Below are 6531 nucleotides of genomic sequence, written 5' to 3'. Positions count from 1 at the left end.
CCGAGATGTTTATGCGAGCGCTTGGGCGAGACGATCTGGCACAAAAGATCGATGATGCACTTCTAGATTGACTCCGCCAACCCAAAGAAATGGCCTAACAGGCTCTTGGCATGGGTAGGGTAAAAGCCTGAACGTCGATGGCTAGATCGAAGGTTGCTCGCCCATGGTTCGACGCCCCCGCTATACCGCGAGGCGTCGGGGCGCTGAGAACTTAAGAGCAGGCAAGTCTCAGCAAGACTCAACCCGTCGGCACGCGCGCTTTAAGCCCTCAGCGCCCCGACGCCTCGCGGTATAGCGGCGCGGTGGAAGCTTGGCCCGCCAACAATCAAAGCATGGCGATATGGTTCAGGCTTGTAACCTGGGCAGTGCCGCACGCTCTTGAGGCCGTTTCTTTGGGTTACTTTTCTTTGGGCCAGCAAAGAAAAGTGACTCGGTCGCTCCGCGACCGAAAGCGCCGCAGGCAATGCTGCCAGTCACGACATGCTGCAACCGTGCGTAGTGAAGGGGGATGTTGGGGGCTAACACCCCCAACCTATGCGAGAGCAGGCATAATGCCGCCGTAAATAAAGACACCCCTGGGGATGAAATATGCGTAGACCCAAGCGCGTGCTGGCGCTGGCGTTTTCCGGCTTGCTGCTGGCCGCCTGCTCGCACAAAGACAAGGATGCCCCTCTGGCCTTCGTGCCGGCGGACACCCCTTACGTGATGGCCAATCTGGACGTGCTGGACGACCGGACACGCCAGGCCATCCTGGCGCAGGTCGATGCCGAGATGCCGGCGCAGGTCGCGCAGATGAAATCGCAGGCCGACCAACTCGTCGACAAAGATCCGGACATGGCCAAGTACCTGCGTACGGTGGCGGCCGAATTCGACGGCAAGACGGCCGCGCAGGTGATCCAGGAAACCGGCGTCGATCCCAAGGGTTACATGGCGTTCTATGGCCTGGGCCTGTCGCCGGTGCTGCGCCTGGAGCTGGCCGACGCGAAGGCGTTCGAGGGCTTCGTCGCCAAGCTCCAGAACGACTACGGCAAGAAGTTCGACGCGGTAACACTGGGTACGCAAAGTTATCAGCGCTACGTGGCGCCGGCTTCGCATGTACAGTTCATCATCGCGGTGGCCGGCAAGCAGGCCGTGCTCGCGCTGTTGCCGCAGGATGCCGCGCAGCCGCTGCTGCGCCAGGCGCTGGGGCTCGATCGCCCGGCCAAGAGCGTGCAGGACACCGAGCGCCTCGCCGACCTGGCCAAGGCCAAAGGTTATGCGAAGTGGGCCGTGGGTGAAGTGGATCTGACGCACCTGCTGCCGCTATTGGTGGGTGGTCAGGATCCGCTGGCGCAAGCCCTGCAGAAGATGCGCGCGGAAAACGAATCGGCCAAGACCGGCGAACCGGTGGCGAACATCATGCAAGTGCCGCCCAGCTGCCAGGGCGAGGCGTCCCGCATCGCTTCGCGCATGCCGCAGATGAGCATGGGCTACACCCAGCTGGATGAAAAGCATCGCGACATGCGCTTCGACGTATCCCTCGCCGGCGACATCATCAGTGCATTCAAGGGCATGAAGGTGGAACTGCCGGGCCTGGGCACCGATCCCAGCGCACCGTTCGAGCTGAGCCTGGCCCTGCCAATGCCGCAACTGCGAGCCTTCTGGAGCGCACAGGCGCAAGCGGTGGCGGACAAGCCGTTCACCTGCCCCATGCTCGACAATCTCAACGACACCTTCAGCAACCTGGGCGACAGCATGCAGAAGGCCGCCGTGCCGCCGATCGGCGATCTGCTCGGCCTGCATGTCGCGCTCGACAGCTACACCCCCAACCCCAACGGCGGCATGCCGAAATTGTCCGGTCGCGTAGTGATCGGCACCGGCAATCCGGCCGGCTTGCTGGCGATGGCGCAGGTGACCAGTCCGATGCTCAACGGCATCAAGCTCAGCGGCGACGGCAAGCCGGCCGTGCTGCCTGCCCAACTCACCAATGCACTGGGCGAATCCGGGTGGGCGGCGATGGGTACGAAGTCCATCGGCATCGCGGTGGGCGCCAATGAGGACAGCAAACTGGCTGAAGTCATGCAGCAGCCGGGTGGTGACGCAGGTGAACTCATGCGCACGCATCTGGATGGCGACATGTACGCCAACTGGATCAACCTGCTGGAGCAGCGCGCCGAAAACACTGCCGCGATGAACGCCACCATCAATCCCGACGATGCCGGCGCACAGAATGACCAGAAGGCGACGTTGGCCAGCACCAAGGCGCAGTTCGAAGCGATGAAGTCGGAAGCGGCACGCATCAAGGCAATCAGCGCGGGGGTGCGGATGGAAGACCAGGGCCTGGTGATTACCACGCACACGGAATTGAAGTAGCGATCTGCGGCTGCGGACAGTCCCACAAAAAAAGGAGCCACCGGCTCCTTTTTTTGTGGGAAGTCGTCATTCCCGCACAAGCGGAAACGCTTTTCAACAGCGAATGCTGGTCAACCCATATGCTGTGATGCAAAAGCAAATCGAAATGGCTTCCCGCTTGCGCGGGAATGACGGTCGCGGCAACGAAACTTGCCGCTCAACGCCGCAGGAACCCCCCGCCCATGCCGCCCTTGTTGACCTGGTCCTCCTCCAGCTCCACGCCCTCCAGGCCCTGCGACAAGGTATGCGCATCACCGCCTTGCGCCAGCTTGATGCGCAAGCGCACTTCATTGGCACTGTCCGCGTGGCGCAGCGCGTCCTCGTAGCTGATTTCCCCGGCCTGGTACAGCGAGACCAGGTTCTGGTCGAAGGTCATCATGCCCAGATTGGTGGATTCCTTCATCACTTCCTTGAGCTTGTGGACTTCGCCCTGACGGATGTAATCCTGCACCAGCGGCGTGCCCAGCATCACTTCCATCGCCACGCGGCGAGCCTTGCCGTCCGGTGTGGGAATAAGCTGCTGCGCCACGATGCCCTTGAGGTTCAGGGACAGATCCATGAACAGCTGTTGACGGCGATCTTCCGGAAAGAAGTGCAGGATGCGGTCGATCGCCTGGTTGGCGTTGTTGGCATGCAGGGTGCACAGGCACAAGTGACCGGTTTCGGCGAAGTTGATCGCGAACTCCATCGTTTCGCGCGTACGCACTTCGCCGATGAGGATCACGTCGGGCGCCTGGCGCAAGGTGTTTTTCAGCGCGTTCTCCCAGTTGTCGGTGTCGATGCCGACCTCGCGCTGGGTGACGATGCAGCCTTCGTGCTTGTGCACGTATTCGATCGGGTCTTCGATGGTGATGATGTGACCGGTGGAATTCTGGTTGCGGTAGCCCACCATCGACGCCAGCGAGGTCGATTTGCCGGTGCCGGTCGCACCCACGAAGATGATGATGCCGCGCTTGGTCATGGCCAGCTGCTTGATCACCGGCGGCAGGTTCAATTCCTCGATGGTCGGAATCTTCGATTCGATCCGGCGTAGCACCATGCCAACGCAATTGCGCTGATAGAAAGCCGATACACGAAAGCGTCCCACGCCTTGCGCGGAAATCGCGAATTGGCATTCGTGCGTCTTTTCGAATTCCTCACGTTGCATCGGCGTCATCACGTTGACCACCATGTCACGCGACTGCTGTGCGGACAACGGACTTTGCGTGATCGGTACGACGCGCCCCTGCACTTTCATCGACGGCGGCACGCCGGCGGTGATGAACAGATCCGACGCCTTCTTGTGGACCATCAATTTGAGGAATGAGGTAAAGTCGAATTCGCTCATGGCGTGCTCCCGTTAGGGCGTGCCCTAATCACTTGAACACTTCCTTGTTCTTCGCATACCCGATCGCCTGCTGGCGCGTGACCAGGCCACGCTTCACCAGGTCGATCAGGATCTGGTCCAGGGTCTGCATGCCGTACTGCTGGCCGGTCTGGATGGATGAATACATTTGCGCCACTTTGTCTTCACGGATCAGGTTGCGGATGGCGGGTATGCCCACCATGATCTCGTGCGCGGCGATACGGCCTCCGCCCACCTTTTTGAGCAGGGTTTGCGAAATCACCGCCCGCAGCGACTCGGACAGCATCGAGCGCACCATCGGCTTCTCGCCGGCCGGGAACACGTCGATGATGCGGTCGATGGTTTTGGCGGCAGAGCTGGTGTGCAGCGTGCCGAACACCAAGTGGCCGGTTTCCGCGGCGGTGAGCGCCAGGCGGATGGTTTCCAGGTCGCGCAATTCGCCCACCAGGATGTAGTCCGGGTCTTCACGCAGCGCTGAGCGCAGCGCTTCATTGAAGCCGTGCGTATCGCGATGCACCTCGCGCTGGTTGACCAGGCACTTCTGCGAGGTGTGCACGAATTCGATCGGATCCTCGACGGTGAGGATATGGCCGTATTCGTTCTTGTTGATGTGGTCGACCATCGCCGCCAGCGTGGTCGACTTGCCCGAGCCGGTTGGCCCAGTGACCAGGATCAGGCCCTGCGGCTGCTCGATCAGCTCACGGAACACCTTGGGTGCGCCCAGGTCGTCCAGGGTGAGCACTTCGGAAGGAATGGTACGGAACACCGAACCTGCGCCGCGGTTCTGGTTGAACGCATTGACGCGGAAGCGCGCCAGCCCGGGAATCTCGAACGAAAAGTCGGTCTCGAAGAATTCTTCGTAGTCGCGGCGCTGCTTGTCCGACATGATGTCGTAGATCAGCGCGTGCACCTGCTTGTGGTCCAGGGCGGGAATATTGATGCGACGTACGTCGCCATCGACGCGGATCATCGGCGGCAGGCCCGCCGACAAGTGCAAGTCGGAAGCCTTGTTCTTTACCGAGAAGGCAAGCAGTTCGGCGATATCCATTGGATGTTGTCCCCTCAGAACCGATCGTCTTGTAACAAAACGCAAGCCGCAGCAGGACAACGGTAGGTCATCCGGATAGATGCGCTGGCGGGGCATGCCTGCCCGCCATTCCCCCGATCCTTGCAGCGATGCCGATACTACTCGCGGCGCAGGGCGGGCAGCCAGTCTTGGGATCATTTAATTGCGGGCCTAAGCACAGAAAATAGCCGGGAACGGGGACTTTGCCCGCCAGGTGGTAAAAAGCGATGCCCGGTCACCCACCCGATCTTCACGTTCCCCGTTCCCTGTTCTCCGGTCCCTGGCGTCCAGTAAGGTATAGCCCCTGCAAGACTCCGGAATGACCCATAACAATGACCCATATCGCATTCATCGGTGGCGGCAACATGGCGCGGAGCCTGATCGGCGGCCTGCTCAAGACCGGCGTGCCGGCCACCAAGCTGCGGGTGGCCGAGCCCATGGCGCAGGCGCGTGAAAGCCTGGGCCGCGACTTCGGCGTGACCACCTTCGACGACAACCGACTGGCCGCCGCCGACGCCGGCGTACTGGTGCTGGCGGTGAAGCCCCAGGTGATGCCCGCCATCCACCACGAACTACGCGATACCCTGCAACGCAACCGCCCGCTGCTGATCTCGATTGCTGCCGGCGTACGCATCGACCAATTGGAACGCTGGTTCGGCAACCTGCTGCCGATCGTGCGTTGCATGCCCAATACGCCGGCCCTGATCGGCGCCGGTGCCACGGGCCTGTGCGCCAACCTGCGCGTCACGCCGCAGCAACGCGAGCAGGCACAGCACATCCTGGACGCCGTGGGCATCACGCGCTGGATCGACGACGAAACACTGATGGACACCGTCACGGCCCTTTCCGGCTCCGGTCCCGCCTATTTCTTTGCCTTCGTCGAGGCGCTGGAGGAAGCCGCCGTAGCGCAGGGCATGCCACGGGAAACCGCCCGCATGCTCGCTGTTCAGACCTGCCTCGGCGCCGGTCGCATGTTGGTGGAGAGCAACGAAGCACCGGCCACCCTACGCCAGCGCGTCACCTCACCCAACGGCACCACCCAAGCGGCACTGGAAAGCTTCAGCGCCGACCAGCTCCCGCGCATCGTCACCCGCGCGGTGGCCGCGGCTACCCGGCGCGGCGCGGAACTTGCCGCCGCCCTGGACAAGGAATGATCGATGTCATACTTCTTTGACGCTCTATCCCTGCTGGTCCAGCTGGCGTTTGGTGCGATCGCCACACTGTTCCTGGTCCGAATGCTGGCGGAGGCCAACCGAGCCGATTTCCATAATCCCCTCAGCCAGTTCGTCTACCGCTACACCAATCTCATCCTCGCGCCGATCCGCCGCGTGCTGCCGAACTGGCGGCGCATCAACCTGGCCGCTCTGCTGATTCTGTGGCTCACGTTCGTACTGGAGCGGCTGCTGCTTTTCGTATTGGGGGGCTTCGTTCCAGCGCTGGCCGGCTTGCTGGTGATTTCTCTAGCCGACCTACTCAGCTTCGTGCTGGTGTTCTACATCGTCGTGCTGTTCGGCTGGTCGCTGCTCAGCATGTTCGCACCCGACCCGTATCATCCGATGATCCGCCTGGCCAGCGTCATCGTGGAGCCGCTGTTGCGTCCGCTGCGCGGCAAGCTGGTGGCAGGCAGCCTTGATTTCTCACCCATGCTGGTGATGATCCTCCTGCTACTGGCGCAACGGCTGATTACTGCACCGTTGTTCGATTTCGGCGTGAGCCTGGCGAGGTAGGC

Annotated in this window: 5 protein-coding genes; 3 read left to right on the top strand and 2 right to left on the bottom strand. The window is 61.9% G+C overall.

Annotated features, from left to right (window positions below; genetic code table 11):
* The first annotated feature begins 588 nt into the window (after positions 1-588).
* Complete coding sequence (locus tag EKH80_RS09230) at positions 589-2352, top strand: hypothetical protein (protein ID WP_126684434.1); 1764 nt, start codon at positions 589-591, stop codon at positions 2350-2352.
* A 196-nt stretch (positions 2353-2548) separates the two neighbouring features.
* Here EKH80_RS09230 and EKH80_RS09225 read toward each other — a convergent pair whose 3' ends face one another.
* Both EKH80_RS09225 and EKH80_RS09220 read right to left on the bottom strand, forming a co-directional pair.
* Positions 2549-3718, bottom strand: a complete 1170-nt coding sequence (locus EKH80_RS09225; protein ID WP_126684433.1) for a PilT/PilU family type 4a pilus ATPase — start codon at positions 3716-3718, stop codon at positions 2549-2551.
* 28 nt (positions 3719-3746) lie between these two features.
* On the bottom strand, positions 3747-4784 hold the full coding sequence (locus EKH80_RS09220; protein WP_126684432.1) for a type IV pilus twitching motility protein PilT: 1038 nt from the start codon (positions 4782-4784) through the stop codon (positions 3747-3749).
* 350 nt (positions 4785-5134) lie between these two features.
* On the opposite strand from EKH80_RS09220, the gene proC reads away from it, so the two are divergent.
* Positions 5135-5956, top strand: a complete 822-nt coding sequence (gene proC / locus EKH80_RS09215; protein WP_126684431.1) for a pyrroline-5-carboxylate reductase — start codon at positions 5135-5137, stop codon at positions 5954-5956.
* 3 nt (positions 5957-5959) lie between these two features.
* Positions 5960-6529, top strand: a complete 570-nt coding sequence (locus tag EKH80_RS09210) for a YggT family protein (protein ID WP_126684430.1) — start codon at positions 5960-5962, stop codon at positions 6527-6529.
* The last annotated feature ends 2 nt before the right edge of the window (positions 6530-6531 follow it).

This window comes from Dyella choica (assembly GCF_003977665.1).
Taxonomy (GTDB): Bacteria; Pseudomonadota; Gammaproteobacteria; order Xanthomonadales; family Rhodanobacteraceae; genus Dyella_B; species Dyella_B choica.
Note: the sequence above shows the minus strand (reverse complement) of the source record. Positions and strands in the feature narration are given on the sequence as shown.

What these genes read in the sequence shown, in the direction of transcription:
- EKH80_RS09230 (WP_126684434.1), top strand. Translation starts at nt 589, where the DNA reads ATGCGTAGACCCAAGCGCGTGCTGGCGCTGGCGTTTTCCGGCTTGCTG.
- EKH80_RS09225 (WP_126684433.1), bottom strand. Translation starts at nt 3,718, where the DNA reads ATGAGCGAATTCGACTTTACCTCATTCCTCAAATTGATGGTCCACAAG.
- EKH80_RS09220 (WP_126684432.1), bottom strand. Translation starts at nt 4,784, where the DNA reads ATGGATATCGCCGAACTGCTTGCCTTCTCGGTAAAGAACAAGGCTTCC.
- proC (WP_126684431.1), top strand. Translation starts at nt 5,135, where the DNA reads ATGACCCATATCGCATTCATCGGTGGCGGCAACATGGCGCGGAGCCTG.
- EKH80_RS09210 (WP_126684430.1), top strand. Translation starts at nt 5,960, where the DNA reads ATGTCATACTTCTTTGACGCTCTATCCCTGCTGGTCCAGCTGGCGTTT.